General features: G+C 54.4%; 24 protein-coding genes. 12 read left to right on the top strand and 12 right to left on the bottom strand.

The window, feature by feature from the left end:
- Nucleotides 1–196: 196 nt before the first annotated feature.
- The gene (locus tag HY768_02315; GenBank protein MBI4726054.1) at nucleotides 197–823 is read left to right on the top strand and encodes a CHAP domain-containing protein; all 627 of its coding nucleotides are present in this window, start codon (nucleotides 197–199) and stop codon (nucleotides 821–823) included.
- Nucleotides 824–883: 60 nt separating this feature from the next.
- On the opposite strand, the gene HY768_02310 is transcribed toward HY768_02315, so the two are convergent.
- From HY768_02310 to HY768_02295, 4 genes are all read right to left on the bottom strand, one after another.
- The gene (locus HY768_02310) at nucleotides 884–1,684 is read right to left on the bottom strand and encodes a 4Fe-4S binding protein (GenBank protein ID MBI4726053.1); all 801 of its coding nucleotides are present in this window, start codon (nucleotides 1,682–1,684) and stop codon (nucleotides 884–886) included.
- Nucleotides 1,685–1,690: 6 nt separating this feature from the next.
- The gene (locus HY768_02305) at nucleotides 1,691–2,350 is read right to left on the bottom strand and encodes a L,D-transpeptidase family protein (GenBank protein MBI4726052.1); all 660 of its coding nucleotides are present in this window, start codon (nucleotides 2,348–2,350) and stop codon (nucleotides 1,691–1,693) included.
- A 95-nt stretch (nucleotides 2,351–2,445) separates the two neighbouring features.
- Nucleotides 2,446–2,937, bottom strand: coding sequence for a cupin domain-containing protein (locus tag HY768_02300; protein ID MBI4726051.1), 492 nt, complete (start codon nucleotides 2,935–2,937; stop codon nucleotides 2,446–2,448).
- A complete protein-coding gene (locus tag HY768_02295; GenBank protein MBI4726050.1) occupies nucleotides 2,937–3,323 on the bottom strand; it encodes a DUF1232 domain-containing protein in 387 nt (128 codons plus the stop codon). The genes HY768_02300 and HY768_02295 overlap by 1 nt, the downstream gene beginning before the upstream one ends.
- Nucleotides 3,324–3,514: 191 nt before the next feature.
- Between HY768_02295 and HY768_02290 the strand changes: the two genes are divergently transcribed.
- Nucleotides 3,515–4,693 carry a saccharopine dehydrogenase NADP-binding domain-containing protein gene (locus HY768_02290; protein ID MBI4726049.1) on the top strand — a complete coding sequence of 393 codons (1,179 nt, stop codon included), beginning with the start codon at nucleotides 3,515–3,517 and terminating at the stop codon, nucleotides 4,691–4,693.
- Nucleotides 4,694–4,784: 91 nt separating this feature from the next.
- Here the strand turns inward: HY768_02290 and HY768_02285 are convergent, their stop codons facing one another.
- The 8 genes from HY768_02285 to HY768_02250 all read right to left on the bottom strand — a co-directional run bounded on the left by HY768_02285 (nucleotide 4,785) and on the right by HY768_02250 (nucleotide 14,375).
- Entirely contained in the window at nucleotides 4,785–5,126 is a 342-nt protein-coding gene (locus tag HY768_02285) for a DUF2442 domain-containing protein (GenBank protein MBI4726048.1), read from the bottom strand.
- The gene (locus HY768_02280) at nucleotides 5,083–5,205 is read right to left on the bottom strand and encodes a DUF4160 domain-containing protein (protein MBI4726047.1); all 123 of its coding nucleotides are present in this window, start codon (nucleotides 5,203–5,205) and stop codon (nucleotides 5,083–5,085) included. The genes HY768_02285 and HY768_02280 overlap by 44 nt, the downstream gene beginning before the upstream one ends.
- Nucleotides 5,206–5,353: 148 nt before the next feature.
- Nucleotides 5,354–7,600, bottom strand: a complete 2,247-nt coding sequence (locus tag HY768_02275; protein ID MBI4726046.1) for a polysaccharide biosynthesis tyrosine autokinase — start codon at nucleotides 7,598–7,600, stop codon at nucleotides 5,354–5,356.
- 174 nt (nucleotides 7,601–7,774) lie between these two features.
- On the bottom strand, nucleotides 7,775–8,248 hold the full coding sequence (locus tag HY768_02270) for an SLBB domain-containing protein (GenBank protein ID MBI4726045.1): 474 nt from the start codon (nucleotides 8,246–8,248) through the stop codon (nucleotides 7,775–7,777).
- A 207-nt stretch (nucleotides 8,249–8,455) separates the two neighbouring features.
- Nucleotides 8,456–10,216 (bottom strand): PEGA domain-containing protein, encoded by a 1,761-nt coding sequence (locus HY768_02265; GenBank protein MBI4726044.1) that lies wholly within the window; start codon nucleotides 10,214–10,216, stop codon nucleotides 8,456–8,458.
- Nucleotides 10,217–10,332: 116 nt separating this feature from the next.
- The gene (locus HY768_02260; protein ID MBI4726043.1) at nucleotides 10,333–12,018 is read right to left on the bottom strand and encodes a carboxypeptidase regulatory-like domain-containing protein; all 1,686 of its coding nucleotides are present in this window, start codon (nucleotides 12,016–12,018) and stop codon (nucleotides 10,333–10,335) included.
- 540 nt (nucleotides 12,019–12,558) lie between these two features.
- The gene (locus tag HY768_02255) at nucleotides 12,559–13,302 is read right to left on the bottom strand and encodes a class I SAM-dependent methyltransferase (protein MBI4726042.1); all 744 of its coding nucleotides are present in this window, start codon (nucleotides 13,300–13,302) and stop codon (nucleotides 12,559–12,561) included.
- A 59-nt stretch (nucleotides 13,303–13,361) separates the two neighbouring features.
- A complete protein-coding gene (locus tag HY768_02250) occupies nucleotides 13,362–14,375 on the bottom strand; it encodes an NAD-dependent epimerase/dehydratase family protein (protein ID MBI4726041.1) in 1,014 nt (337 codons plus the stop codon).
- Nucleotides 14,376–14,568: 193 nt separating this feature from the next.
- On the opposite strand from HY768_02250, the gene acpS reads away from it, so the two are divergent.
- From acpS to HY768_02200, 10 genes are all read left to right on the top strand, one after another.
- Entirely contained in the window at nucleotides 14,569–14,940 is a 372-nt protein-coding gene (gene acpS, locus HY768_02245; protein MBI4726040.1) for a holo-ACP synthase, read from the top strand.
- 224 nt (nucleotides 14,941–15,164) lie between these two features.
- On the top strand, nucleotides 15,165–15,686 hold the full coding sequence (locus tag HY768_02240) for a hypothetical protein (protein MBI4726039.1): 522 nt from the start codon (nucleotides 15,165–15,167) through the stop codon (nucleotides 15,684–15,686).
- A gap of 100 nt (nucleotides 15,687–15,786) precedes the next feature.
- The gene (locus tag HY768_02235; GenBank protein ID MBI4726038.1) at nucleotides 15,787–17,370 is read left to right on the top strand and encodes an NAD(P)H-hydrate dehydratase; all 1,584 of its coding nucleotides are present in this window, start codon (nucleotides 15,787–15,789) and stop codon (nucleotides 17,368–17,370) included.
- Entirely contained in the window at nucleotides 17,367–17,729 is a 363-nt protein-coding gene (locus tag HY768_02230) for a sulfite exporter TauE/SafE family protein (GenBank protein MBI4726037.1), read from the top strand. Before HY768_02235 ends, HY768_02230 begins: the two co-directional genes overlap by 4 nt.
- Nucleotides 17,726–19,210, top strand: a complete 1,485-nt coding sequence (locus HY768_02225; GenBank protein ID MBI4726036.1) for a tetratricopeptide repeat protein — start codon at nucleotides 17,726–17,728, stop codon at nucleotides 19,208–19,210. The genes HY768_02230 and HY768_02225 overlap by 4 nt, the downstream gene beginning before the upstream one ends.
- 3 nt (nucleotides 19,211–19,213) lie before the next feature.
- On the top strand, nucleotides 19,214–19,567 hold the full coding sequence (locus tag HY768_02220; protein ID MBI4726035.1) for a zinc ribbon domain-containing protein: 354 nt from the start codon (nucleotides 19,214–19,216) through the stop codon (nucleotides 19,565–19,567).
- 199 nt (nucleotides 19,568–19,766) lie between these two features.
- Nucleotides 19,767–20,705, top strand: a complete 939-nt coding sequence (gene pdxA, locus HY768_02215; protein MBI4726034.1) for a 4-hydroxythreonine-4-phosphate dehydrogenase PdxA — start codon at nucleotides 19,767–19,769, stop codon at nucleotides 20,703–20,705.
- A 104-nt stretch (nucleotides 20,706–20,809) separates the two neighbouring features.
- A complete protein-coding gene (locus tag HY768_02210) occupies nucleotides 20,810–21,160 on the top strand; it encodes a hypothetical protein (protein ID MBI4726033.1) in 351 nt (116 codons plus the stop codon).
- Complete coding sequence (locus tag HY768_02205) at nucleotides 21,157–21,735, top strand: type II secretion system protein (GenBank protein ID MBI4726032.1); 579 nt, start codon at nucleotides 21,157–21,159, stop codon at nucleotides 21,733–21,735. Before HY768_02210 ends, HY768_02205 begins: the two co-directional genes overlap by 4 nt.
- On the top strand, nucleotides 21,732–22,370 hold the full coding sequence (locus HY768_02200) for a lytic transglycosylase domain-containing protein (protein MBI4726031.1): 639 nt from the start codon (nucleotides 21,732–21,734) through the stop codon (nucleotides 22,368–22,370). The genes HY768_02205 and HY768_02200 overlap by 4 nt, the downstream gene beginning before the upstream one ends.
- Nucleotides 22,371–22,519: the final 149 nt, after the last annotated feature.

Below are 22,519 nucleotides of genomic sequence, written 5' to 3'. Positions count from 1 at the left end.
CGTAGAATGGGACATCGAAAAAGAATGGCTCCGGATATACTCCGAGTATAAAAGGGTCATTACATTAATATCCGAAATAAAGTTCACCCTCAATATATAGGCATCGGGGGGTGTACGGTTTCATACCAAAGCCAACCTTTATGGATTTGATGTCCAAACCCAGATATCGCATAGATGTTCCCTTCGGGGGGAAAATATGAGGCGCTGGCGTCGGAGAATTTTGCTTTTGACGACCGTGCTGGCGGTGTCCTGTTCCCCGGCGTATGTCCCAAGAAAAGAACCTGTCGGAGATGAGACGCAAACACGGCAGGCCCTGGTCAAATATGCCAAAAGCCTCATAGGAGCAAAAGGACTAACCGAGATGGACGGAAGGTTCAAGAACGACTGCTCCGGTTTTGTCAACGGAGTATATGCCGTGATGGGCCGCAGGATAAAATACAACTTTGTCCGCCAGGGCTGCTCCCTTTCGGAGTCGCTGTACCTGACCCTGAACGACCGGAACTTAGCCTACAGAGATATGCCGCCCCGGCCGGCCGACGCGGTGTTCTTCAAGAATACCTTGGAAAACAGTTACGACAAGATCACCCACGTGGGACTGGTGGAAGAAGTGCTGGAGGACGGCACCGTGGTCATTCTGCATTACGGTTCGGGCCGGGTAGGCCGGTTGAAGATGAACCTGCGGCATCCCTATGATCACAAGGATGACAGGGGGGAGATCATCAACGATTACCTGCGCAAAAGCGGAGGACGGCAGACCAGGGATGACCTGGCCGGGGCACTGTTCTTCATGTTCGGAAATCTGTTCAGGTTTACTGAACAATAGAAACACGCAAAAAGAAAAGCCCGAAGGATTTTATCCTTCGGGCTTTTTCGGCTCCCAGCGCTATTTTACATTCACTCCCGAACACTTGGTGCACTGCATGCACCGGATGCACTTGGCCGAGGCCGGGTCCTGGCCGATGTCTATGTCCACCGGGCAGAGCTTGCGGCAGTCGGTCTTGTCGTTGGTCTTGTTCTTGTCCACCGTTATCTGCAGCAGCGAGACCCGGTTGAAAATCCCGAAGATGGCCCCCAGCGGGCAGATGAATCGGCAGAAGGGACGCTTGATGTAGACAGCGGCCGCGATAGTCCCGGCCAGCAATCCGATCTTGACCCAGAACAGCCAGCCGGTCATTCCCAGTATGGCGGAATACTGTCCCAATGCCTTTGTTTTAAAAAAGGCCCAGCCTACGATGGGAATGCCGGCTTCTAGCGTGCCGGCCGGACAGAGCTTGCTGAACCAGGGATCCTTGGTGATGGCCGGTATTATTATGGCCACGCCAACCAGCGAAACATACCGCCCCCAGCCCAGCCAGGGCGGCATGTTGAATTTGGCCTTTCTTATTTTAGCCAGCAGGTCCTGGAACAGGCCGAAGGGGCACAGAAAACCGCAGCTCCAACGTCCGATTAATCCGCCAAACAAAAACAGTATGCCCAGCAGGAAGAAGGGGAACCTCCCGATGATCACGAAGTACTGCAGGCTGCCGATGGGGCAGGCAAAATTTGCCACCGGGCAGGCGTAACAGTTCAGCGAGGGGCAGGGCAGGTATTTCAGATAGGGAGCCAGGAAGTAACTGTTGGTTACAATAGTGGCGGCTATCTGAAGATACAGCCTTTTGGTAGAAAGGCTTAGATTTTTGAACATGATATTTTATTGTTGGTTGAAAAGATATTTTCCCATTCGATCAACTTGCACCTTGGGGACGATCTTGTTTAATTCGAAGATATCGTAACCCTGCTTCAGGTTGGCCCAGAATTCCGGGAGCTTCAGGCTTTCCCGGGTTTCCGCCAAAAGCGCCTGGTAGCTTGTGCCATTCATCCGGCAGGGAAAAAGGTGGACCGGGATGGCCTGCTGCCCGTTGGCCTTGGCCTCCAGCGCTATCAGATAAAGCTCTTTTATTCCCTCATCGGTGATGGGAATGCAGCCGATGGTCACGCAGTCCCCGTGGATGTAAATAGCACTGCCGGGGTCGTTGCGGTCACCAAAAAGACGGTCGGAACGGTTGGGGTAATCCAGACCCAGCGAAAGGTGAAAATTGCTGTGAGGGTTGAAATGATTAATCTGGTAAAATCCCTCGGGCACCTGGCCGTCGCCCCGTTTTCTCTTGGGCCCCGGATCACCGGAAGAAGCGCAGACGGGATATTCTTTCAACAAAGCCATGGCCTGGCCCGGAGTTTCGGCAACCCACAGCTCCAGCAGCATTTCCTGCTTGAATACCCGGAGGAATATCTGCTTTGGCGGATAGGATAGTTTATGACCCGCAAACAGTTCTTTTATCCCCTGTTCCTTTTGGGTATAAGCCTGCCGCACCCGGGGGTTCCTCAGTTGGCTATTTTTAAAACCGACTTGGGCCCGAGACGGAGAAAACAACAAGACGATTGATAATGTAAAAAGGCAAGGCCTTTTCATTCTATTGTCAGGGCAGTTATAGATGGCTTGCATTTTGGATACCGCTTCAGCAGTATTTTGCGGTTTCCCTGCCGGTAATCGGCGAAATCGAATCCCGGGAATACCGTGGTGCCCAGCAGGGCGAATCGTCCACCTTTTTTAAGCCGCGAGCCCTGCCAGGTATTCTTGGGAACCAAGAACTGCGGGTGCTGGCCCTTTTCAATGTCCGGCCCCAGAACCACGGTCCTGGACCTGCCGCCGGGATACAGCAACAGCATCTCCACCGGGTCGCCGAGATAGAAATGAAGAACCTCATCGGAGCAGACCCGGTGCAGGGTGGAAAATCTTTCAGGAGTTATCAGATAATAAATGGAGGTGCCCAGGCTGCGTTTGATCCCGAATCCCAGCTCCACCGGTAATGCCGAGCGGTAGGTCTCCCGGTAAAAGCCGCCTTCCCCCGGCAGGGGCTTGAGCTTTAAAAGCTTTATGATCTTCTGGGATGTCAGCATCAATGTTTCTCAAAATATTTAATGGTCATCCAGGCCAGCAGGGCCAGGGCCAGCAGCCAGACAAGCACCACAACGACCGCGGCCTTGCGGCCCAGCGAGTTCGCCCCGTTCAGCTTCTGATGCGTCTTCTGCCGGCATTCCTCCATAATATCGGCGGGCACCAGCCTGACCGAGAGTGCGATACCCAAAGGCACTAGCAGCAGATCATCCAGGTAACCGATTACCGGGATGAAATCAGGGATCAGGTCGATGGGACTGATGGCATAAGCCACGGTGGCCACGGCCACGGCCTTGGCGTACCAGGGAACTCTTGGATCCTGATAGGCTAGGTACAGGGCGTAGGTTTCTTTTTTAAGGTTCTGGATTTTTTGTCGCAACTTGTCCATCATAGTTTGCTGGTCCGGTGGAGAACAATTCGTTGAGTCATCCTTCGATTTGCCGGGCAAGGGAGAATCCTCAGGATGACAGTCGAGAATTGAGAGGCTCTCAAAATCCAATTATATATTGCCGGGGCAAATTATGCAACCAAAACAAAAATAATTTTGACAAATACCAGTCCGTGGGTTATAATCAAAACATGAAATACAAATACATCGTCTTAGGGGCAGGCCGCCAGGGCGTGGCCATAGCTTACGATCTGGCAAAATTCTGCCAGGCCCGGTCGGTCATTTTGGCCGATTACGACTTGAAACTGGCCAAGCAAGGCGCGGCCAGGGTCAACAAACTGGTGAAACACGGAATAGCGAAAGCAGCCAAAGCGGTCAAAGCCGATGCCGGAGACCAGTCCGCACTCAAAAAACTGTTTGCCGGGACCGACTGCGTGGTCAGCGCGGTGCCATATCACTACAATTATGACGTAGCCAAAGCCGCGGTGGAGGCCGGGGCCAATTTCTGTGACTTGGGCGGCAACACCGGGGTGGTGCTAAAGGAACTGTCGCTCCACAAAAAAGCCAAGGCCAAGGGCATCACCATCGTGCCGGACACCGGGCTGATGCCGGGAATGGGCAATACCTTTGCCGCCTACTTCATCAACAAGCTGGATAAGGTGGGCGAGATCCATTTGCGCTGCGGAGGCCTGCCCCAAAAGCCCAAGCCGCCGCTGAACTATAAATTAGTGTTCTCGGTGGAAGGCCTGATCAACGAATATTTCGGGGAGGCCTACATCGTCAAGAACGGCAAAGTGGCCAAGGTCCCGGCCTTCGACGGGCTGGAGGCCTTGGAGTTTCCCAAGCCGGTGGGCAGGTGCGAGGCCTTCGTCACCAGCGGCGGCACCTCCACCGCGCCCTGGACCTTCGCCGGACAGGTCAAAGAGTATGACTACAAGACGGTGCGTTATCCCGGGCACCACCAGAAGATCAAGACTCTTTTGGAACTTGGCTTCTTCGACCAGGCCCCGCTGGATGTCAAAGGGCAAAGGGTGATACCCCGCCATTTAAGCCAGGCGCTGATCACCAAAGCCATAGATTTTCCCAGGGACAAGGACCTGATTGTGCTGCGGGTAACGGCCCTGGGAAAACTCAACGGCCAAAAGGTTGAAGCCAGGATAGACATCGTAGACTTCCATGACGACCAGACTGGCTTTACTGCCATGGAGCGAACCACAGGCTTCCCGGCGGCCATAGTGGCCCACCATCTGGCGCAGGGCCTGGCGCCCAGGGGCGCGGTGCCGCTGGAGAAGGCGATTGATCCGGTGCTGTTCATCAAGGATTTCAAGAAGAGAGGGATACCGGTCAAGGAGACCCTCAGGAAGATATGAAGGTGGGAAGTTTAGCAAGTTGCAATGAAAAACCGGCGTATATATAAATACGCCGGTTTTTTATATACGGTCCTTATATCTTTAACTAAAATCAGGCTGGTCTCAGGGCATGGCTTTTGCGAATATCACGCACCGGAAACTTAGGATGCGGTTGCTTTTTTGATATCTGTGTATGGAGTTTGGATCGAAGTTTGTATTTCCCCGGGTTTTCGAGATTATCAATTTCCAAGTCAACATCCAGGTCTGGCCAATATAAATGATAACCATGCAGCAACTGAACATTTTGTATGGAATTCAATGTTTGGTCTTTGAAATAAGGATACTGTTGAAAACTCAGAAAGTATTCTTTTTCTTTTACAAAGAGCCAAATGCCGAAAGGCGTGATATTTTCAACGCTCAATAAAATGTTTTTGCCAGGCTTTAGTGATCTCATCTCTGTGTTTCTCCACGATATTCTGAATATCCTTCAGCTTTCTTTGGTTTAATCCATGATTTACGGCCAGCGAGACGATGGGCTCAAGCCAAAATTTGGCTTCTCCGGTTTCGCAGGTAACAGGATGTCTATGCGTTCTTCCTCATTAGAGAGGAAATAAAAGCGATACCCTTTTTCCCGGAATATTGACGGACTCATGCTTAAAAAAGTTAAATCGTAAAGTTAGTTCAGTTCTTCAAAATGTTCCACCACTTGGTGGGACGGCCGCGTTTCTTCTTGGTTCCGTCATCGACGTAGTAATAATTGTAATGGTAATAATAATTGTAACTGCCGGCCAGCCCGGAGAGCTCTATCTTATTGAGCACCACGCCCAGGATGTTGGCCTTGAGATTGGTCAAAATGGTTTTGGCCCTGGTCAAGGCCCTTTTATCCGTAACGTGCGACTTGACCACCAACACGATCCCGTCCACCTGGGAGCTTAAGACCGCGGTGTCGGTGACGGTGATCACCGGCGGGCTGTCGAACAGCGCCAGGTCGTACTGCTGGCTTAAAAGCTTTAGCGTATCCCGCATCCGTTGGGAGCCCAACAGTTCCGAGGGGTTGGGCGGAACGGCCCCGCAGGTCAGGATGGAAAGATTCTCGATCCCCGAAGGCCGGACCACTTTCTCCAAAGGCAGGCGTTCGGCCAGCAGGTTGCTCAGGCCCGGCTCCCGCTCCAGGCCGAACAGGGAATGGATCACCGGCCGGCGCAAGTCGGCATCCACTAACAGGGTGCGGATGCCGGAGAGGGCGGTGGTGATGGCCAGGTTGGCGGCCGAGGTGGACTTGCCTTCGAAAGGCCCGGCCGAGGAGATGACCACGGTCTTTAATGGGTCGTCTATCCGGGAGAACTGGATGTTGGTCCTTAGGGAACGGTAGGCTTCCGACACATGGGAACGGGGGGTGTATTTGGTCACCAGGGTGGCTGAGATCCGGGCTACTTCGTCATTTCCGTTTTTACGAAAAGTTTTACCGTCCTCGGAATGAATGGCCGGGATCAGTCCCAGCACCGGCAGCTCAAAGGTATGCTCAATATCCTCCGCTGTTTTTACCGAATTATCCAGGGAATCCAGGAAGAACGACAGCCCCACCCCCAGAGTTATTCCCACCACCAGCCCGATGGCGAAGTTCAGCACCTTGCGGGGCTTGATGGGGAACTGGGGAGGCTGGGCCTGGTCTATCACCCTGACGTTGCCGATTTTTCCAGCCTCGGTGATCTTGGCCTCCTCGTGCTTCCCCAGCAGCAACCGGTAAACGCTTTCTCCCACTTCCTTGGCCCGCAGCAGCCGGGCCAGCTGCAGCTCCTTGTTGGGAAGTTTTGACAGGCCGAAATCGTACTGCGACAGAATGGTCTTTAGGGCCAGCTCCCGGGCCGTCAAGGTGGCCATCTGGATCTGCAGTGGCGGGATTTGGTCTAAAAGCGACTGGATCTGGGGCATGGGCGAGAGCACGCTTTTCTGAGTGATCTTCTGCAGCTCCTCCAGCAGCCGTGATTTTACATTGGCGATCTGGGCATTGAGGTTCTTGATCTGGGGGTGGTCAGGAGCATATCCTTTGACCTGTAGTTTGATGATCTCCATCTGCAGATTTACCAGACTGCTGCGCAGGCTGTCGGCCATGGAGCCGGCGCTTAAAGCCAGGCTGTTCTCGGTCAAAGACCCCTGGGCCTTTAGCTGGTCGTAGATGGCGGTCAGCCGGCCTTCGATGCTCTGGCGCTCGGTGGAGGCTACGATCAGCTGCTTGTCGGCTTCGGTGGCCCGGGACAAAATTTCCTTGGCCTCGTCGGAGAGCGAGACCACCTGGTTCTGGGATTTGAAACTTTTGATGGCTTCCTCGGCCTTGTTGAGGGTGGCCTCCACCGAGGGCAGCTGGGCCTCGATGAATTTGCGGGTGGATGAGGCCTGCTCACGTTTCACCGCGGCGCTCCGCTCCTTGATGACCTCGGCCACCAGGTTGGCGATATGGGCTACGGCTTCCGGGGTAGGGCCCTGAACCTTAATCAGGATCACGTCGGAATCACGGATGGGCTCGGCGGAGATGCTATTCTTGATGATCTGGGTCAGCTTATAGCTTTGCCGTTCCGGGCTCAGGTTGCGGTCCCGCCCCCGCAGCAGAATCTGGGAGTATTCCGGGTCCAACAGCCGCACTACTTCCTCGGCCAGGGCGCGGGATTTGATCTCCTCGATCTGGTTCACGATGTAGCTTTTGCGGGAGAAGGCCTCGGAGATGTCAAAGGCCGGCAGCGGCTCGCGGCTCTGCTCGAAGATGACGGTGGTCTGGGCCTCGTAAACCGGAGGCATGGTGAAATTTGCCAGGACGATGGGCAGCATCACGCCCAGCAGGCAGGCTGTTATCAGCAGCCTTCTCCGCCATAACAGGTCTATCAGTTCGTAAATGTTGGACTCGCTGGTCCTGGTTTTTACATCCTGGTTCAAATGCAAGGCCCTCATCAAAGACGTTAAAGATTCAACTAAAAGACAAATCTCTTTGGGACGCTGTTTTCTGTCCAGCCCAGGCAAACGAAAAACACGGATATGCCGATAGCCTGCCCGGGGAAGTGTGATCCGTGCTTAACTGTGTCCCGGTAATTTCTGGGAACTCGTATCTGCTTAGCGGTTCCGGGAGATAAGATAGTAGACGTTGGCGATGACAACTATGTCGGCTATGAAGGAGATAGCGTCCTTCCAGAAGAAGCGGGCATTGCGGGGCACCATCACCGCATCGCCGGGCCGCATCACCATCAGGGAATCGGCCCGGTCTTTATTCAGGTACTTATTCAGATTGACCTTTACGGTGCGAGGCACCTGTCCCAGGGTATGGGAAACCTTGACCCGGCCCAAAGCCGCATATTCGGTGGGCCCGCCGGCTTTGGAGATCACGTCCAGCACCGTGGAGCCGTCCGGCACCCGGTAGACCCCGGGAGTGTTCACCTCGCCCCAGACATGGATCTCTATCTCCAGCTGCTGGTTTTGGCCCAGGTAAAAGTTGTCTTTTTTAAAGTCCGGCTGCTGCTGGGATGTTCCGATAGCGGCGGCGAAAGCCAAGGAGAGTATCAAGTAAAATGCGGGAACTATTTTTTTCATATAAGCCTTAAATGGTTGCTATTCAGCCACAAAGTCAAAGGCACCAAATACGATTTCCCATTTCCTATTTTTAAAATTTGTTTTGAGGCTTGGTGTCCCTTCGGTTGGTTCGGCTTACTTCGACAAGCTCAGTACAAGTTGCTCACCACAGGTCCACTCAGGGCATGCGGAGTTTACACCGATGTATAGAGGTGGGGCTCTGAATGATCATTTTTTCAGGCGGTCCTTGGTCTTGCCCAGATATTCCTTGGCCTTGGCGTGCCTGGGATCGGCTGAAAGCACCTGCTTGAAGATTTTCTCGGCCACGGCATATTCCTCGTTCATGAAGTGCTGGACGCCCTTTTTATATAGGGCGGTCACCTCCTCGGCCGACATCTTGGCCGGCTTGGCGGCGGCCGGAACCGCCGGGGCCTGCGTCGAGCCGGGTCGAGGTGTGGGAACCGGTGGGGCTGCGGTTTTGGGCTTCTCCGCCGCCGGAGCTGCCGGGGCGGAAGCAGCTGACGGCTGGTAGGCAACCGGGACCGGAGACAGAGCGTCAGGCTCTTTTGTCCTTTTCTCCGAAGCCGGGGCCGGAGGCAGGGTTGCGGCCGCTATTTCTCTTTCCAGCAGTATCTGGCGTTCGGTGTCGGACTTGTCCTTAAGGGTCAATTCCTCTTCAAAACTCCGGTACCCCTCCAGGCTGACGGAGATTTTATATTTCCCCGGAGGAACCACCGTGCCGAATTGCCCGGTGACGGAATCGCTGCCGATGTCGCCGGCCCGGCTGCTATTGAAGGAAACGGCGGCCGGCAAAGGCTGGCCGGTGACCCGATCGATTACTTTGCCCTTGAAGCCCGCGGTCTTCCGCTTCAGGGTCAGGTCCCATTTCTCCACCTTGCCTTCTTTGACATTGATCTTGCGCTCCAGCCAGCGGTAGCCGTTGGCGTAAATGTGGACCTTGTATTCGCCGGGCGGCAGCTTGGCCTCGTAATCCCCGGCTTCATTGCTGACCAATCCCGGCAGGTTTGATCCCGGGAAGGTAATCATCCCTTTCATGGGCACCCCGGTCTCGCGGTCTTTGATCCAGCCAGCCACCGCTCCGCCAATCGGGCCCGATAAAGCCTTGCCCGCCCTGGCGGGAAAGTCAAAGCCCAGCACCAGCTGCCAGGGGGCCGTGGCCCTGCTCAGCCCAATGTCGCAGGCCAGATTGAGTCCCAGGAACGGCAGGGGGGAATACCTGACGCCTGGCGTTATCCGTAACTCGGTCCGGTCGGCTCCCCGCCCCCTTAATATCTGATCGTCGGTCAAAGAATCCTTTTGAGCGCCCAGCCGGTACTCGCCCGAGATTTCCATAAATGCCGAAAGATTTCCCTTGAAGGAATATTCGGCCCCGGCCCCAAATGGCAGCTGGGGCCGTTCCTCTCCCCGCGACAGAAACCCGGCATTGATGAAGACCGTGGTTCGGCCAAGGTTGATATCGGTCAAAAGCTTGGCTCCGAAATCTAATTTGCCGGTTTGAGACGGGCCGTCCTGGTATTGTTCCTTGTCCATCGGCACCGACAGGGTGGGCATGAACCCCAGATCCATTTTCCCCTCCAGCAGTGGCAGGCAGTATTTTACCGCCACCACCGCATCGCCGGGGCAGGCCAGGCTTTGATCGGTGGGCCGGCTGGTGTCTGGTGCGGCCACGGTCCATTGTTCGGCATGGGCAATACCGGCGGCCATCACGGCCAGGTTTTTTACCGGGACATAATATAACGTGTTGTAACTCCAGGCGTCAAGAAAAGCATCCTGATTCCCGGAAAGGCCGTAGTAGTTCTGTTCGGAATAGAAACTCAGGGCCGCCAAACTGCGGCCTCCATAACCGATCCCGGTTTTGGCCGACTGCAGGTGGATCAGGCCCGGTCCTCCAAAAAGCGGGTAGCGGGCGGCTCCGGCCAGCGAGGCCCATAAGATCGTCAAACCCAGTAAAGTAAACTGCCGTTTCATGTATTCCCTCAAAGTATTATGAGGCGCCGGTGATGCAAGACCGGTCGGAAGAGTTTGCCGGTACACCGTAGCCCATAGACGAAGCGGCTGACTGGAGGACAGGTGATATGCTTATCTTATCCCTTTGATTTTTTCAACCGGTCCCTGGTCTTGCCCAGATACTCCTTGGCCTTGGCGTGGCCGGGATCGGCCTCCAGCACCTGCTTGAAGGTTTTCTCGGCCGCGGAATATTCCTCGTTCATAAATTGCTGGACTCCCTTTTTGTAAAGCGCGGTCACTTCCTCGGCCGACATCCTGGGAGCGGCCGGGGTTGCCGGCCTGGCAGGCCGGGCTGCCGCCGGCGGTTTGGCCGCGACCGGTTTCGGTTTGATCGGGATGGGAGCCACTGACGGCGCAGCCGGCTGGGGCGGAACCGCCGCCTGAACCAGGGGCTGCAGCGAAACGTTTTGCTGCAGATGGTCCTTGTCCTTGACGGTCAGGGCCACATTTTGGGAGATATAGCCGGGGGCCCCCACCGTCAGGGTGTAATTCCCGGGAACCAGCCGGGCCAGGTACTGGCCGGTGGTCGGATCGGTGCGGTATGACTGCTGGCCGGCGGCGCCAAAGTTCAGCCAGGCCTGCAGCGGCCTTTTCCCGGAAGCGTCGGTAACAGTAAGGGTCAGTTGCCCCAGTTTTTTATTGAGGCCCAGCTCCCACCCGGCGTCCTGTCCGGCCTTCACTTCCAGTTCTCTGGTGATGGTGCGGTAGCCGTCGGCCGTAACCTGCACCTTGTACCGGCCCGGTTTTAGTTTTAGCCTGTAGTTGCCGGAGGCGTCGCTGGTGACGGCCGGAAGGTTCTGGTCGGGGAAGGAGATGACGCCCTTGATGGCGGCCCTGGTGGAATTATCATTGATGATGCCGGCCACGGCGCCCCACAGCGGGGCAACCGGCGCCCTGCCGGCCGCAGCCGGAAAGTCAAATCCCAATATCAACTGCCAGGGGGCCGCGGCCTGGCTCAACCCGATATCACAACCCAGGTTCAGCCCCAGAAAAGAAGCCGGGGCAAAGCGCAGCCCCGGTGTGAGCCGGATTTCGTTCCGGTCGGCTCCCCGGCCCCGTAATATCTGGTTATCGGTCAAAGAATCTTTTTGGGCGCCCAGCCGTAATTCGGCCGAAGCCTCCAGGAAAGCCGAGAATTTTTGACCGAAGCCGTACTCCAGTCCCAAGCCCAGAGGCAACTGGGGGCGTTCCTCGCCCCGGGTTAAAAACCCGGCGTTCACTAAAACCGTCAGCTCGGAAACATTGAAGTCCGATAGCAATTTTCCGCCGAAATCCAGCTGGCCGCTTTGCGACGGCGAATCCTGATATTTGGCGCGGTTCATGGGTATTGTGACCACGGGCATTAGCCCCAGGTCCCAGCGTCCGTCTCGCAATCCCCACTGGTATTTCAGGGCCAGCAACGCGTCGCCGGGGCAGCCCAGGCTTTTGTCGGCAGTAAAACTGTCTGGCATGGGATTTTTGATATTCCACTGCTCGGCGTGGGCCAGGCCTTGGCTTATCACCGCCAGGCCGGGTAGCGGGGAGTAGCTGATGGAGTTGTGACTCCACAGGTCGGTGAAGGCGTCATCCGTTCCCTGCAGGCCGTAAAAGGTCTGATTGGAATAAGAGGATACGGCGGCCAGACTGCGGTATCCAAACCCCGGCCCGGCCTTGGCCGATTGCAGGTGAACCAACCCCGGGCCTCCTATCAAGGGGAACTGGGTAGCCAGGGCAACTGACGCAGTCAGCCCTAACGATAAGAATAAAAATATTTTTCTTTTCATGGAAAAACCTCCCCGCCTAAGTTTTTTATTTGTGTTGTAGAATGCCACCCCGATACATCGGGGTGGATGAATGCGTGAAGTGAAGATACGATGACATTGGAGTGTTTTACGTAAGTCTTTGTGCTCCGTCCGTGGGTAGCTACGGTTCAAAGTCAATGTTTTATAATTTCAACACCCTGTGCTCTTGGCACAGGGAACCTTGAAGGGAAAGTTTGAAAACCGTCAAGGTTTTCATTTCAATCAATTAACCAAGATGTCTTGCGCTCTTGGCGCAGGGTACTTCACAAAAATCTCACCGCCTAAAGTCTCCTTAAAAATAGCGTTGAATTGTTGCAAACCCTTTTAGGGCAAATCAGGTTATAATCGGATAAAATTAACATATTTTAAGGGCAAAGTCAACAGATAAAAAGACATTCCAAAGACATTGTGGTAGCATAATAATTATGTCAGGGTCTAAAAAGATTATTCCTTCAGTGAAAAATCCCTTCAGAAATACTAACCATCAAGGCACGAAGAGAACTTAAATTAATCATGGCTTGCTTAGAGTTCTGGCGGTTCAATATTTTTCCCCACCAGTAGCTGTACCAGCTCGTCCCCCAGTTTTTGGGGCCGGTCCGCGATCACTTTAAAACCCGCCTGTTTCATGGTCCGGCGCCACTGATCAAGGCTGAACAGCCCGGCGGTGTGGGTGTCGTGCTCTATCCGTAATATTTTGCCCCGGCGGATGATATAGACGAAGGCCATCTCATAACTGCTGTCCCGGGGATCGGGATCATAGTCGTTCTCGATGTAAGTGATGTCGTATCCGCCCGACCTTGAGCGCCAGACCGAGGTTTTGCTTTGCTCAAAGCGCTCCTGGCAATCCTCCACGTACAGCGCCATCACTCCGCCGGGCATAAGGTGGCGGCGGGCGTTCTTCAAGGCTTTCAGCAGGTCCTCCTTGGTCCGCATATAGATGATGCCGTCGTTGAAGAATACCACATCAAACTTTTTCCCCAGATCAAAACTGCGCATGTCGCCTAAATGATAATCGGCCTGAGGGTTGAGCTTTTTAGCCAGAGCGATCATCTGCGGGCTTAAGTCTAATCCGGTCACGGCAAAGCGTTTTTTCAGGTAATAGTCGTTCTTGCCCCCGCCGCAGGCGATGTCCAAAATGGCCTTAGCCTTCGGACAGTGCTTGTTTATCAGTTTGATGAACCGGGCGCTTTCGGGTTTATAGTCCGCCACCTTTTCCCAAAGCGGCCACAGCCAGGCCAGGTCGTTATATAAGCGGTTTGGGGGCATTTTTCTAAATGTTTGAAAGGTTGAAAAAGTTCAAAAGGTTGAAAACGTTAGTGTAGGGTTTATATCCAGCCCTGTTGTTTGTACCAGAGCGCTGTTTCCGCCATTCCCTGTGGCAGGTCATATCGGCATTTAAATCCAAAATCTTCCTTGGCCGCCTGGGAGGACACCAGCCAGTAGCGCTGGGCCATCTCGTTCACTTTTTGCCGGGTGAACAGACCGGGTTTTAAAGTGACCGCGGCGCCGGCCTCCGACATCAGCGCCGAAAAATAGGCCAGCCCCAATGGCAAATGAATTTTCAATGGTTTTGTCCCCAGGCTTTGGGCGATGGCGTCCGATATCTCCTGCCAGGAATAGGCCCGGTCACCGGCCAGAAAATATGTCTTTCCAATAGACTTTTGTTCCTTAGCCGGAGCAATAATTCCACCGACCAGGTCCGTAACATAGATCAGGTTGGCGTAGCGAGTCCTTAAGCCCGGCAGCAGGGCCAGCCCGCGGTTGATCCATCGGAAATAGGCCAGCACCTCGGTGTCGCGGGGGCCGTAGACCGAAGGGGGGCGCACTATGGTCACAGGCAGATTGCCGGACAATCCCAGCAGTTCCCGCTCGGCCTGCAGTTTGCTTTGGCCGTAATTCGACAGGGGACGGCATTGGTCCCGTTCGCAGACCGGTCGCTGCAAACACTCTGCCGGGCCGGCCGCGGCCTGGCTGGAGACAAACAGGAAGCGTTTCAACCCGGAAGCGGTGGCCACGGCGGCTTTGGCCAGGTTCAGCGTCGCCTGGGCGTTGTGAAGATAAAAATCCCTCGGATTTTTTACCTTGACGGCACCGGCCAGGTGAAAGATGTAATCCGCACCGGCGGCGGCCTGCTCCAAGAATTTGCTGTCATGCAGGCTGCCGGACAAAAGCTCCATCTCCAGGCCCTTGATCCATCTCAGGTCGCTGGTGGGCCGGACCAGGGCCTTCACCCGGAACCCTTCTTTAAGCAGAGCTTCGGCCAGGTGGCTGCCGATGAAGCCGGTGACGCCGGTGACCAGGGCCAGGGGCTTTCTATTTTGAGAAAGGTTTTCGGGCATGGCTCAAGTTTAATGTAAAACAGGCCGGTCTGTCAACATAAATTACACGGTCAAAAATATGGCAATAAAAGGCTGACCTGGCTTTAAATAATGCTTGACATTTGCAGGTTTTATGTTAAATTATAAGGTTAAGGGCCGGATAAAAATATCCGCCAATCAAGTTAAAACTAAAACAATCAATTGACGAACCAGCATGATTATCGCCATCGGCACCGATATCGCCAAGGTTGAACGGGTGGAAAAGGCTTACCAAAGATACGGCCAGCGTTTTTTAGAAAAAATTTTTACCGGGGGCGAGATCCGGTTCTGCCTGTCCCGCAAGCATCCGGCCCCGGCCCTGGCCGCCCGGTTCGCTGCCAAGGAGGCGGTATCCAAGTGCCTGGGAACCGGCTTCCACCGCGGGGTCTATCCCAATTTGATAGAGATAATGGACAACGAGAAGAGCCGGCCCACCGTGAAACTGCACGGCCGGGCGCTGGAGTTCGGGAAGGACAATGTGTTCCACCTGTCGTTGTCGCACGAGAAGGAGTATGTGATCGCGGTGGCGGTGATGGAGAAAGTCTAAAGATAAGGACCCTGCCCGCGCTTGCGCCCCGCCAACGGCGGGGCTATAGCGCGCAGGCGTGAAAAACACGAAAAACGCGAATAATTTATTGCGAGAGTTTGAAAATGAGTCGACGAAGAATCCATGTGATAATCACAACGCTTGTATGCGCAGTTTCTCTTTGCGGCTGCTTTGCCACTTTTGATACGGCCAGGGTACAAAACAGAGCCCGGGCTATCGCCTCAATGGCGGTAATTCAGGAAAGCGAAGGTAACCTCAATTATCCGATGGTCGTGTTCGGCGTAAGGTCTGGACACATAAACAAAAAAGACTCGACACTTAACATTGAGTGGGGAGGGTTACTGGAGTTCTTTCCAGGCAAGGGTCCTTTTTATTTAAATTTGGATGAGGGCGGCAATAGTGATGAAGAGCAAAAAGGAACCCAGTTCCAGTTTAATCTGGATGTCAAACACCAGTGGCTCATAAATACTGCGCTTGACGGCAGCCTGCGCCTGCGGTGCTGCTTTCCGCTTTTCACTTATCCCGATTTGAGTTTGGTCCTGGGTAAAAACATAAAAGGCCATGATATTTACCTTGAAGCCGGACAGAATATCAGGGATTTTAATTCGCTTTACAATCAAGGATTGAATGGCCTGACATTGGTCAAAACTGGTGCCAGGCTGCCCCTGACAGAGAAAACCGCTTTTGTAGTTGAAGCGGGCCGTTCGTGGGGATATATTTATGCCGGGCTTGGGATAGAGTTTTGATCGGCTGATGACAATTTAGAATTTGTGTCTATTGGTGGAACATAAACCGGAGGTGGCAGGTGTCAGGACATTGTTGACAGTCTTTAGTGGAGGAACTGAAATGATCGTAGTCACTCCCCGGCAGATGCAGGAGATAGACGCCCGGGCCATCAAGAAATACAAGGTGCCGGGCCTGACCCTGATGGAAAATGCCGCCCGGGCCCTAACCGAAAAGGCGCGGGAGATGCTGGCCCCAGATTCTCCGGGAGCGGAGCAGTCCGTCTGCCTAGTGTGCGGGCCGGGCAACAATGGCGGCGACGGCCTGGCTGCGGCCCGGCTGCTTAAAGAACAGGGATGCGAAGTTCAGGTCTTCCTGCTGGGGTCTACGCGCTATCTTAAAGGCGATGCCGGGACAAACGTCAAAAAGCTCAAGGCAGCCAGAATAAAGATCACAGAGATCAAGGGCGGGCAGGGCTTGTCCGTTCTCATGGCAGTGCTAAAAAAATCAGGACTGGCCGTAGACGCCATCTTCGGCACCGGGTTCAAGGGGACTGCCGACCACCGCATAAGCGGGGCAAGCAAGCTGGCGGGGCAGATTATCGAAGCCATCAACTCTTCCGGGCGGCCGGTGCTGGCGGCCGACATTCCTTCCGGGGTTAACGGAAAAACCGGCCAGGCGCTGGGTCCGGCAGTAAAAGCCCAGGCCACGGTGACCCTGGGCCTTTTGAAAACGGGGCTTTTATTTTATCCGGGAAGATCCCTGGCTGGAGAAATATCCATTGCAGACATAGGCTTTCCCCAAAAAGCGATTGATGAGCAGAAAGTCAACGCCGGCACGATTGAGGCCATCGAAGCAAAGCGGATGCTGCCGGGCAGAAAACCAGATGCTTACAAGGGCAGCTGCGGAACTATGCTGGTCCTGGCCGGTTCGGCGGGGATGACCGGAGCGGCCTGTCTGGCCTCGCTTTCAGCCCTGCGCTCCGGGGCCGGGCTGGTCTATCTGGGCATTCCTGAGAGTCTGAGCGATATCATGGAAGCCAAGCTGACCGAAGTGATCACCAAGCCGATGCCAGAGACCCGCACCAAAACCCTGTCGCTGCATGCCTTGGACAGGATAAAGGCGCTGATGACCAAGGCCGACTCGCTCCTGATAGGTCCGGGGCTTTCCACCTATCCGGAAACGGTGGAACTGGTACAGGCCGTGATCAAGAACATAAAAATCCCGGCTGTTCTGGACGCCGATGCTTTGAATGCCCTGTCCGGCAATGGCCAATTACTTCATAGCCAGGCCCCGCTGGTATTAACTCCCCATTACGGAGAAATGGCCAGGCTGTCCGGATGGTCCATCGCCGAGATAAAAGCCGACCCAATACGGGCGGCCTCACAGTTTTCCGTTAAATATAGTCTGACCATAGTGCTGAAGGGCGCTCCCACCGTCATCGCCGGGTCTTCGGGACATTTGTGGATCAACACCACCGGCAACAGCGGCATGGCCACGGCCGGGGCCGGGGATGTGCTGGCGGGTCTGATAGCCGGGCTGCTGGCCCAGGGCCTGTCCCCTGAAAGGGCTGCGGCGCTGGGGGTTTATCTGCACGGTCTAGCCGGGGATCTGGCGGCGGAAAACAAAACCGAATACTGCATGCTGGCGGGAGATATATTGGACCATCTGCCTTTGGCATATAAAAAACTAATGGAGGTGTCATGATGGTTTGGTTGGGATATGGTTTGCTGGGGGCCTTGGCCGGGGTGATCAGCGGATTGTTCGGCATCGGCGGGGCGGTGGTGATAGTGCCGGCCCTGGTGCTGCTTTTCAAGTTCTCCCAGCATCAGGCCCAGGGGACATCGCTGGCTACCCTGCTTCTGCCGATCGGGCTGCTGGCGGCCTGGCGCTATTATTCGGCCGGGCATGTCAACATCAAGGCGGCGGCGGTGATGGCGATCTGCTTTTTCTTCGGAGGACTGCTGGGTGCGGCGCTGGCCGAGAAGATCTCCGGGGTCTGGCTGCAGAGGATGTTCGGGGTATTTTTGCTGGCCATCGCGGTCAAGATGATACTGGTAAAATGAACAAAATCACCGGCTGGATAATAAATAATGTCAAGGAGGCCCTGACCGGAAACCGCTTGGAAGAGGGAATACCCTTTGCCATCTGGCAGCGGCAGTGGGAGATCTGCGACGTTACCGGGGCCCGGGCCCGGGCCGGGGATATCGCCCAGAAAATACGCTCCCTGTCCCAGCGGAATCCCGTTTATGCCATGACCGCCGGACTGTATCTATCCCAGCTTTTTATCTACCGCGGGGAATATAAGAAAGCGCTGGAGCCGGCGGATGAATGTTTATCGCTGGCCGCCAAGTTGTCGGATTCTTTTATGCTGGCCAAGGCCTATGAACAGCTGTCATCGGCTCATCAGAACCTTTCCAATTTCGACCAGGCGGCGGAGCATACCCAGAAGGCCATAGATATCTATTCAACCGGCAAGGATGACCTCCGGTTGGCAAGCTCGCTGGCCAGCCTGGGGCGTATCTACTGGAAGACCGGGCAATATCCGGAGGCCCTGTCGGTTTTGGATCAGGCCAGGCAGATCTTCCAAAAAAACAACGACGACCGATCGCTGGCCCTGGTGTTCATGACCATTGCCAATGTGATGCTGGCCACCGACGAGCCCAAGCAGGCCCAGGACTATTACCTTTCAGCCCTGTCGATCTCCCAGCGCATCGGCGATCTGGCCAAGCAGAGCACACTGCACAATAACCTGGGCGGTAGCATGCTCAACCAGGCCGAATATAGTATAGCCATGGAGCATTACAATCTGGGACTGAAGATAGATGAGACATTGGGCAACCTCCACGGCCAGGCATCAAAGCTTTGTAACATTGCGGTGATGCAAGCCTCGGTGGGAAATCACGACCAAGCCCTGGCCAATTTTGAAAAGGCCCTGAAGATAGAACGGGACACCGGCAACCAGGACGGCCAGATGCGCAAACTGGGGAACCTGGCCACCCTCTACTCTATAAAAAACGATTATCCCAAGGCCACTGTTTACATAGACGAGGCGCTAGATATCTGCCAGAAGATCCAAAGCCGCAGCTATTACGAGTTCTATCTCATTCAAAAAGTGGGGTATCTGGGCAATACCAAGGATTACCGGAGGGCCAAGGCGATAGGGAAAGAAGCCCTGGAACTGTCGCTGGCCTCGGGCAACCAGGGCCAATTAGCCACCCTGTATTCTTCGTTGGCCGATATTTATTACGACACCGGGGATATAGAAAAAGCTTTTGAGTATTCCAGCCAGGCAATTGAAATAATCGGCAAGCACGAACTTTTCGAGGTTTACAAGGAAGACAGTTATTTCACCCATTGCCGGATCCTGGAAAAGCAAGGCCGGCAGAAGGAGTCGGATAAATACCTGGGACTGGCCTATAATGAGGTGCAGACCAAGGCCCGGAACATCAGGGATGAAGAGGAGCGGAAGGGATTTTTGACCAAGAACAAGACCATAGCCGCAATCGTTGAAAAATGGGAAATATCCCATTCAAAGGAGACTTGAGAAATGCCCATTTACGAGTATCAGTGCCTGGGCTGCAAAAGTAAAGTCAGCCTGCTGATCCTAAATCCGTCCACCTATGGCCTCCCTAAATGCCCCAAATGCGGCAGCGAAAAGCTGGAGCGGCTGATGTCCCGGTTCCGGACCCTTCGTTCCGAGGAGTCAAGAATGGAGCGGCTGGCCGACCCTTCCTCCTTTTCCGGGGTGGACGAGAACGACCCGGCCTCGGTGGCCCGCTGGGCCAAGAAGATGGGCCGGGAGTTGGGCGACGAAGCGGGCGAGGGTTTTGACGAGATGGTGGATCAGACGATCGAGGAGGACTTGCATAAAAGCACGGACAAGGAAGAATCGTTTGAGTAGTCCGGCAGGGGGCGCGGCAATGTTGGAAACGCAGGAGTAGTCCGGCAGGGAGCAATACAACGTTAGAAACGTTTGAACGGTTTGAAATGTTGGAAATGGTTGGTAAGTGCGGTGGGCACAGTAAGGGCAATTCATCCAACTACGCCAATTCTATGGCTACGCCGGACACGTGAATTGCCCCAACAAAAAAGAAAGAACCATGAAATCATTCATAGCCATAACCATGGGCGACCCGGCCGGGATCGGTCCGGAGATCGCCCTTAAGGCCGCAGCCGACCGGGAGATCATAAAGCACTGCCGCCCGGTGCTGGTCGGGTCCCAGGATATCTGGGAGCAGGCGGCCAAAGCCGCGGGCATCAAGATAGCCGGGCTGGAGATCCATGACATCTATTGCAAAAAATTTCTCCCGACTCCTGGAAAACCCTCAGCCCAGAGCGGGGGCATCGCGGCCCGCTCGATCATAGCCGGGGCACTTTTGGCCCTGGATAACCAAGTATCAGCCCTGGCCACCGCGCCCATCTCCAAGCTGGCCCTGCGTCAGGCCGGCTATAAACAGCCGGGGCATACCGAGCTTTTGGCGGAGATCTGCGGGGTCAAGAATTTCGGCATGATGTTCGCCTCGGGAAACATCAAGGTAACTCTGGCCACGATTCATCAACCCTATTCTCAGGTTCCCAAAACCCTGACTGTGGCTGTCATCAGGGAGAAGATAGAACTGACCCAAAAAGCCCTGAAAAACTGGTGGGGCATCAAGAACCCCAGAATCGGGGTGCTAGGGCTTAATCCTCATGCCGGGGAGGCCGGGCTGTTCGGCTCCGAGGAAAAAAGGGTGATCCTTCCGGCGGTGAGATCATTCCAGAGATCGGGCTGTGCGGTATCGGGGCCGTGGTCTTCCGAATTGGGCTTTAATCTCATCCGGCAGGGAAAATTAGACGCCCTGATCGCCATGTACCACGACCAGGGCCTGCTGCCGCTGAAGGTTTTGGGCGGCGCCATCAACATTACTTTGGGCCTACCAATACTAAGGACTTCGCCGGACCACGGCACGGCGTTGGACATCGCCTGGCAGAACAAGGCCGATAGCGGACCCATGAAGAAAGCCTTACTGCTGGCGGCAGTTCTGGGGGCGAAAAGCTAAACGGAAAAAAGCCATACTACAGTAATTTACGTTCAAGGGTTTAAGTATTGTTACCTATGAAGCTGAAATCAACATCCAGTCAAAAGGCATTTACCTTAATAGAAATGATGGTGGCAATAACCATAATTGCCATCTTGATCCTGCCGCTGGCGGGGTTTTTATCGGGGCAACTCAAGCGTGATGAAAACACCATCGAATCCAGGTTGGCTTTAAGCGTGGCCCGGCAGACCATGGACCGGTTGTTGGCGGCGGAAGTGTCCCCCTACAACATAAAGGATGATTCCTCGGCCGTGAACGCCAACGGAAAGCAGTGGGTGATAGTAATTGACCCCATTGACGGACAGGAAATTGGGGAGCCGGCCAATGGCACCGATCCCCTGGAGATACGGGTGCGCGTCTATTCCTGGGACGGTAAAAAGCTTATGGCAAAACTGACTGCGTTGAAAGGCCAGTGATGATGCGTTCCCGGCAAAAAGGATTTTCGCTGATAGAACTGATACAGACCCTGGTCATCTTCAGCTTAGTGATGGCCGTGGTATTCGGCCTGTTCGTGCGGATCAAAAGGACCATGGATCAACGGGAGCGCCGGCACGAGCTATTCAATGCCGCACAGGAAATGGCCGGGGAGATCGAATCGGCGCTAAAAAATGCCGCTGGCTGGAGCTGGGGCAAGCCCAATGGCATATCTTTTACCGGGAGCGACGATGACACCGTCAAGATCGTCTGGCAGATCAAGGACAGCATGCTTTATTGGAATGGTAAAAAATGCCTTGACGGCGGCGCCAGGGTAACGGACTGCCTGTTCAGCTTTGCGCCAGGTCCCGATTCGCTCGGTTTGCATACCGCCCGGGAATGGTTCGAGGAATTGGATGATAACCGCAGCGGCGCGCTTTGGTGCCGGGAGTTGGACCGGGCAAAATGGCTTAAGATAGAGATGACAGTGGTAAAGGGCGTGCAGCAATTTAGAGTTGAGCGTGATTTCCGGTTGCCGCCGCCTTTGATTGAAAATACGGATTACGTTGAACCATGAAAACATCTTTAATAATAATAATAATTTTGACTCTTAGCTCCCTGGTCTATGGCCAGGTCTACACCAGCGCATTGGAAGACGGATTGTTGCTTTCCAATATTCCCAGGGCAAACTTTGCCTGCGTCAGGCAGCTTAAAAAGAATAATCGTGTTTTATACCAGAACCTGATAAATGCCGCTTCCCAGAAATATGCGCTAAGCCCGCAAGCGCTGGAGGCGGTGATCGACGCAGAATCCCAGTACAACCCCAGGGCGCTTTCCTGCAAGGGGGCTCAGGGGCTGATGCAGTTGATGCCGCAAACGGCCTGGCAGTTGGGGGTCAGCAATCCTTTTGACCCGGAACAGAACATAGACGCCGGCGCCAGGTATTTAAAGCAGATGCTGGATAAGTTCGGGGCCTTGGAATCGGCCCTGGCGGCCTACAATGCCGGGCCAGGGGCGGTGGAGAGGTATGGCGGCATCCCGCCGTATCAGGAAACTAAAGAATATGTGAAAAAGATTTGTTCCAAGGTTTCAGACAACTTTCATGTAAGTCAGGTTGTTAAAAAGGACCAAAGCGGCAAAATAAAACAAAAGGTTATAAAAAAGATAAAAGTAAAAACTGATAATAATGGGGATTTAATAATTTCAAATTAAATCATTATTTGCTAACTTTGCAATAAAAGCGTACACCCACGGTTGCGGTTTTTCGCTGGTGATGGTAAGATAATAGCTTTCAATATGTAAAGGAACTACGATCAATGAAGCAAGAGGAAGCCAAAAAAGTTCCAGGAAGCCTGGCGCCT

The sequence above is a fragment of the candidate division TA06 bacterium genome, assembly GCA_016208585.1.
Taxonomy (GTDB): Bacteria; Edwardsbacteria; AC1; order AC1; family EtOH8; genus UBA5202.
This window is presented reverse-complemented; position numbering and strand designations above follow the sequence as displayed.

Bases quoted from the DNA above. Each gene is read 5' to 3' on its own strand.
- HY768_02315 (MBI4726054.1), top strand. From the start codon at position 197: ATGAGGCGCTGGCGTCGGAGAATTTTGCTTTTGACGACCGTGCTGGCG.
- HY768_02310 (MBI4726053.1), bottom strand. From the start codon at position 1,684: ATGTTCAAAAATCTAAGCCTTTCTACCAAAAGGCTGTATCTTCAGATA.
- HY768_02300 (MBI4726051.1), bottom strand. From the start codon at position 2,937: ATGCTGACATCCCAGAAGATCATAAAGCTTTTAAAGCTCAAGCCCCTG.
- HY768_02295 (MBI4726050.1), bottom strand. From the start codon at position 3,323: ATGGACAAGTTGCGACAAAAAATCCAGAACCTTAAAAAAGAAACCTAC.
- HY768_02290 (MBI4726049.1), top strand. From the start codon at position 3,515: ATGAAATACAAATACATCGTCTTAGGGGCAGGCCGCCAGGGCGTGGCC.
- HY768_02285 (MBI4726048.1), bottom strand. From the start codon at position 5,126: ATGAGATCACTAAAGCCTGGCAAAAACATTTTATTGAGCGTTGAAAAT.
- HY768_02270 (MBI4726045.1), bottom strand. From the start codon at position 8,248: ATGAAAAAAATAGTTCCCGCATTTTACTTGATACTCTCCTTGGCTTTC.
- HY768_02265 (MBI4726044.1), bottom strand. From the start codon at position 10,216: ATGAAACGGCAGTTTACTTTACTGGGTTTGACGATCTTATGGGCCTCG.
- HY768_02260 (MBI4726043.1), bottom strand. From the start codon at position 12,018: ATGAAAAGAAAAATATTTTTATTCTTATCGTTAGGGCTGACTGCGTCA.
- HY768_02255 (MBI4726042.1), bottom strand. From the start codon at position 13,302: ATGCCCCCAAACCGCTTATATAACGACCTGGCCTGGCTGTGGCCGCTT.
- HY768_02250 (MBI4726041.1), bottom strand. From the start codon at position 14,375: ATGCCCGAAAACCTTTCTCAAAATAGAAAGCCCCTGGCCCTGGTCACC.
- acpS (MBI4726040.1), top strand. From the start codon at position 14,569: ATGATTATCGCCATCGGCACCGATATCGCCAAGGTTGAACGGGTGGAA.
- HY768_02240 (MBI4726039.1), top strand. From the start codon at position 15,165: ATGGCGGTAATTCAGGAAAGCGAAGGTAACCTCAATTATCCGATGGTC.
- HY768_02235 (MBI4726038.1), top strand. From the start codon at position 15,787: ATGATCGTAGTCACTCCCCGGCAGATGCAGGAGATAGACGCCCGGGCC.
- HY768_02230 (MBI4726037.1), top strand. From the start codon at position 17,367: ATGATGGTTTGGTTGGGATATGGTTTGCTGGGGGCCTTGGCCGGGGTG.
- HY768_02225 (MBI4726036.1), top strand. From the start codon at position 17,726: ATGAACAAAATCACCGGCTGGATAATAAATAATGTCAAGGAGGCCCTG.
- HY768_02220 (MBI4726035.1), top strand. From the start codon at position 19,214: ATGCCCATTTACGAGTATCAGTGCCTGGGCTGCAAAAGTAAAGTCAGC.
- pdxA (MBI4726034.1), top strand. From the start codon at position 19,767: ATGAAATCATTCATAGCCATAACCATGGGCGACCCGGCCGGGATCGGT.
- HY768_02210 (MBI4726033.1), top strand. From the start codon at position 20,810: ATGATGGTGGCAATAACCATAATTGCCATCTTGATCCTGCCGCTGGCG.
- HY768_02200 (MBI4726031.1), top strand. From the start codon at position 21,732: ATGAAAACATCTTTAATAATAATAATAATTTTGACTCTTAGCTCCCTG.